The following is a 4,504-nucleotide window of genomic DNA, read 5'->3' as shown; positions in this document are numbered from 1 at the left end:
GCCGACCGGCGCGATGTCGTGGGAACGGTGTTCGAGGCGTCGGCGGATTTTGCGCGGGCGGCGGTCGCGCGGGCGGACGGAAGCGGCTGGGCGCGGGCGCCGGTGACGGAACGCGCCGCGATATTGGAGCGGGCGGCCGACGCGATGCAGGCGCGCATGCCGATCCTGCTGGGCCTGATCGTGCGGGAGGCGGGCAAGTCGCTGCCCAACGCCATAGCCGAAGTGCGGGAGGCGATCGATTTCCTGCGCTATTATGCGGCGCAGGCGCGGTCGACCTTCGGCCCGGCGCAGGAGCCTTTGGGGCCGGTGGTGTGCATTTCGCCCTGGAATTTCCCGCTGGCGATCTTCACGGGCCAGGTGGCGGCGGCGCTGGTCGCGGGCAATGCGGTGCTGGCCAAGCCCGCCGAGGAAACCCCGCTGATCGCGGCGGAGGCGGTGCGCCTGCTGCACGAGGCGGGGGTGCCGGGGGACGCTCTGCAACTGATCCCCGGCGGCGGAGAGATCGGTGCGGCGCTGGTGGCGGCGCCGCAGACCGCCGGCGTGCTGTTCACCGGATCGACCGAGGTGGCGCGGCTGATCCAGCGGCAACTGGCCTCGCGCCTCTCCGCTTCGGGCAGGCCCATTCCGCTGGTCGCGGAGACAGGCGGGCAGAATGCGATGATCGTCGACAGCTCCGCACTGGCGGAACAGGTGGTGGCGGATGTCATCGCCTCCGCCTTCGACAGCGCGGGGCAGCGCTGTTCGGCGCTGCGCATCCTCTGCCTGCAGGAGGATGTGGCGGACCGGACGCTGGCGATGCTGAAGGGGGCGCTCAGGGAATTGCGCATCGGGCGGACCGACCGGCTGGCGGTCGACATCGGGCCGGTCATCACCGACGAGGCGAAGGAAGGAATCGGGCGGCACATAGAGGCGATGCGCGCCCTGGGCTGCGCGGTGGAGCAGCAGCCATTGCCGGAGGAAAGCGCGCATGGCAGCTTCGTACCGCCGACGATCATCGAGATCGACGATATCGCGCAGTTGCGGCGGGAGGTGTTCGGGCCGGTGCTGCACGTCATCCGCTTCCCCCGCGCAGGGCTGGACGCGCTGGTGGATGCGATCAACGCGACCGGCTATGGCCTGACCTTCGGCCTGCATACGCGGCTGGACGATACCGTCGCCCAGGTGACGGGGCGGGTGAAGGCGGGCAACCTCTATGTGAACCGCAATGTGATCGGCGCCATCGTGGGGGTGCAGCCCTTTGGCGGGCGCGGGCTGTCGGGCACCGGACCCAAGGCGGGCGGGCCGCTCTATCTGGGGCGGCTTGTGCGCGTGCCGCCGGCCTTTGCCGGGCGGGTCGGTTCGTTCCCGTCGGCGCTCGCCGATTTCGCCGACTGGCTGGCGGCGGAGGGCGAGGCGGAGGCTTCGGCCATGGCGCGGCGCTGCGGCGATGCCTCGGCGCTGGGGGTGGAGATGGCGCTGCCGGGTCCGGTGGGGGAGCGCAACCTCTATGCATTGCATCCGCGCGGATGGATCGGGATGCGGCCCGCGACGCGGCAGGGCCTGTTGCGGCAGATGGCGGCGGTGCTGGCGACGGGCAATCGCGGGGTGCTGCAGGACATGGCGCTGCCGCGGGGATTGCCCCCGCATATCGCTACGCATTTCGCGTCTCGGCCGGAAGGGCCGCTGGGGGCGGTGCTGGTAGAGGGCGATGCCGGGCGGATCGGCGCGGCGGTTCGGGACGTGGCCGGCCTGCTGGGGCCGGTCGTCAGCGTCCATGCGGCGGGGGCGGATGGGATGTATCCGCTCCACTGGCTGCTGGAGGAGGTGTCGACCTCCATCAACACGACGGCCGCCGGTGGGAATGCGAGCCTGATGATGATCGGATGAGGGCTGGTTAAAGGGCAAGGTGCTCCTGCGCAGGAACACGGTGCGTTAATCGAACGCAGGCGGGTCCACGGCGCGTTTATGCGTCCTTGAGCAGGCCCGCGACGACCGGCGCGATCCTGCCGACGACGATGTTCACACCGGCGGGATTGGGGTGGATGGAATCGGCCTGCATCAGCTTGGGATCGCCGATCACGCCGTCCAGGAAGAAGGGGTAGAGCGGCAGGCCGTAATCCTTCGCCAGCCGGGGATAGATGGCGTCGAACTTCGCGCCATAATCCTTGCCCATATTGGGCGCGGCCAGCATGCCGGTGAGCAGCACGGGGATCTGCCGCCGTTTCAGTTCGTCCAATATGGCGCGCAGATTCTTCTCGCTGTCCTCCGGCGGCAGGCCGCGCAGCATGTCGTTGCCGCCCAGGTCCAGCAGCAGCAGGTCGGGCTTGCGCGGCAGGCCGTCCAGCGTGAAGGCCAGGCGCTGCAGGCCGCCCAAGGAGGTTTCGCCGGAGACCCCGGCATTGCGGACCTGCACCGCCAGGCCCTGCGCCTTCAGCGCCTGTTCCAGGCGGAAGGGGAAGCTTTCATTCTGGGCCACGCCATAGCCCGCATAGAGGCTGTCGCCGAAGGCCAGCACCAGCTTGCCGTCCGCGACCGGGGCGGCCGCGTTACCGGCCTGAACGGACGGCGCGGCATGATTGTCGGCGGCCGGTTCGCCCGAACAGGCGGTGAGCAATTGCACAATCGCCGCCGCGCCCACATATATTGACCGTCTTCCCGCCTTCATGGGGTTCCTTTCGCCGATGCACGGTTCGTCCTCCCTTGCCCATATTGCGATTGAAGCGCGCAATGTCACCCTTTCGCTCGGCACCCGCGAAGCGCCGACGCAGATATTGAGGGGCGTCGACCTTTCCATACCCAAGGGCGAGAGCCTGGCGATATTGGGTCCGTCGGGGTCGGGCAAATCGTCGCTGATGGCGATATTGTCGGGGCTGGAGCGCGCCAGCGGCGGCGACGTGCGGGTCGCCGGGATCGATTATGGGCCGCTGGACGAGGATGCGCTGGCGCGGGCGAGGCGCGGGCGCGTGGGCATCATATTGCAGAGCTTCCACCTGCTGCCGACCATGACGGCGGTGGAGAATGTCGCCGTGCCGCTGGAACTGGCGGGCTTTGCCGACGCCTTCGCCCGCGCCGCGGACGAACTGGCGGCGGTGGGGCTGGGGCACCGGCTGCACCATTATCCGGCGCAGCTTTCGGGGGGCGAGCAGCAGCGCGTGGCCATCGCCCGCGCCGTCGCGCCGGGGCCGGACATCCTCTTCGCCGACGAGCCGACGGGCAATCTGGACGGCGCGACCAGCGGGTCCATCGTCGAACTGCTGTTCGCCCGGCGGGCCGCGAACGGCGCGACATTGGTGATCATCACCCATGATCCCGGCCTCGCGGCGCGGTGCGACCGCATCGTGGAAATGCGCGACGGGTCGATCGTCGCGGACCGCAGGCCGTGAAGGCGCTGGGTTGGCGCGGCTGCTGGCGGATCGCCCGGCGCGACCTGCATCGCGGTTTCCGGGGGTTGCGGCTGCTGTTCATCTGCCTGTTCCTGGGCGTGGCGACGCTGGCGACCATCGGCGGCCTGACCGCCGCGATCACCGGAGAGATCGCCAGCAAGGGACAGGTGCTGCTGGGCGGCGATGTCGAGGTGGCGATGTCGCAGCGCGAGGCGGGCGCGGCGGAGAAGGCGGCCTTCCGGCGCGAGGGCGCGCTGAGCGAGACGATCAGGCTGCGGGCGATGGCGCAGCGGGTGGGGCAGGGCGCTGGCAATGGCCCGTCCGCCGTGCTGACCGAACTTAAGGGCGTGGACGGGGCCTATCCGCTCTATGGCGCGCTGACCCTGAAAGGCGGGCGCGCGGGGCCGATGCGCGCCGACGAACTGGTCATCGGGCAGGCCTTGGCGGACCGGCTGGACGTGAAGCCGGGCGATGGCCTGCGCTACGGCGCTGCGGCCTTCCGCATCCGGGGCATCATCGCCGACGAGCCGGACCGGGTGGGGGAGGGCTTCACTTTGGGGCCGGTGGCGCTCACGTCGATGGAGGGCATCCGGCGCACGGGGCTGATCCAGCCGGGCAGCCTTTATGAAAGCAAATATCGCATCCGCCTGAGCGCGGGCGGGAATGCCGGGGCGGCGGCGGAGCGGCTGAAACGCGCCTTTCCCTCCGCCGGGTTCGAGATCAAGGACCGCGACGGCGCGGCGCCGGGGACCAGCCGTTTCCTGGAGCGGATGGGCCAGTTCCTGTCGCTGATCGGCCTGGCCGCGCTCGCCATAGCGGGGATCGGGGTCAGCAACGGGGTGGCATCCTATCTGGCGATCAAGCGCAACGGCATCGCGACGTTGAAGATATTGGGCGCGTCCTCCGCCGACATCGCCCGCATCTACCTGATGCAGATCGGCGCGGTCGCGCTGCTGGCCATCGGTTGCGGGCTGGCGGCGGGGGTCGTGCTGCCGCTGGGGCTGGTGACGGCGATGCGGGACATATTGCCGGTGCAGCCGGGCTTCGCCGTCGCGATCTGGCCGCTGGTCACGAGCGCGCTCTACGGCCTGCTGATCGCCTTCATCTTCACGGTGCCGCCATTGGCGCGGGCGCGGACCCTG

4 protein-coding genes are annotated in these 4,504 nt (G+C 70.1%); 3 read left to right on the top strand and 1 reads right to left on the bottom strand.

Annotated features, from left to right (window positions below; genetic code table 11):
* A partial coding sequence (locus L286_RS26160) for an L-glutamate gamma-semialdehyde dehydrogenase (RefSeq protein WP_021222944.1) occupies positions 1 to 1,866 on the top strand: 1,866 nt, incomplete at its 5' end.
* A 76-nt stretch (positions 1,867 to 1,942) separates the two neighbouring features.
* On the opposite strand, the gene L286_RS26155 is transcribed toward L286_RS26160, so the two are convergent.
* The gene (locus L286_RS26155) at positions 1,943 to 2,644 is read right to left on the bottom strand and encodes an arylesterase (protein WP_007688157.1); all 702 of its coding nucleotides are present in this window, start codon (positions 2,642 to 2,644) and stop codon (positions 1,943 to 1,945) included.
* 16 nt (positions 2,645 to 2,660) lie between these two features.
* On the opposite strand from L286_RS26155, the gene L286_RS26150 reads away from it, so the two are divergent.
* Together L286_RS26150 and L286_RS26145 are read left to right on the top strand one after the other, a co-directional pair.
* Complete coding sequence (locus L286_RS26150) at positions 2,661 to 3,362, top strand: ABC transporter ATP-binding protein (protein ID WP_020818356.1); 702 nt, start codon at positions 2,661 to 2,663, stop codon at positions 3,360 to 3,362.
* Positions 3,359 to 4,504 (top strand): ABC transporter permease (locus L286_RS26145; RefSeq protein WP_021222942.1); only part of this gene is annotated, 1,146 nt, incomplete at its 3' end. The genes L286_RS26150 and L286_RS26145, both read left to right, overlap by 4 nt.

This window comes from Sphingobium sp. HDIP04 (genome assembly GCF_000445085.1).
Classification (GTDB): Bacteria; Pseudomonadota; Alphaproteobacteria; order Sphingomonadales; family Sphingomonadaceae; genus Sphingobium; species Sphingobium indicum.
This window is presented reverse-complemented; position numbering and strand designations above follow the sequence as displayed.